Source organism: Nostoc sp. UCD121, from assembly GCF_014222285.1.
GTDB lineage: Bacteria > Cyanobacteriota > Cyanobacteriia > Cyanobacteriales > Nostocaceae > Nostoc.
This window is the reverse complement of sequence record NZ_JACKZS010000577.1, coordinates 1-272: the sequence shown is the minus strand read 5'-3', so window position 1 is coordinate 272 and position 272 is coordinate 1. Positions and strand designations below refer to the sequence as shown.

Genomic DNA, 272 nt, shown 5'->3' with positions numbered 1-272 from the left:
GTAGTTATCCCCCTCCATCAGGCAGTTTCCCAGACATTACTCACCCGTCCGCCACTCGTCAGCGAAACAGCAAGCTGTTTCCTGTTACCATTCGACTTGCATGTGTTAGGCCTGCCGCCAGCGTTCAATCTGAGCCATGATCAAACTCTTCAATTTAAAAGTTTGATGCTCAAAGAATTAAACTTCGTAATGAATTACGTGTTCACTCTTGAGACTTGGTATTCATTTTTCGTCTTGCGACGTTAAGAATCCGTATCTTCGAGTGCCCACCC

At 45.6% G+C, this 272-nt stretch carries 1 rRNA gene; it reads right to left on the bottom strand.

Going from position 1 to position 272, the window contains the following annotated elements:
• A 16S ribosomal RNA gene (locus GNF10_RS37545) occupies nt 1–156 on the bottom strand; the annotation flags it as partial.
• Nucleotides 157–272 lie beyond the last annotated feature (116 nt).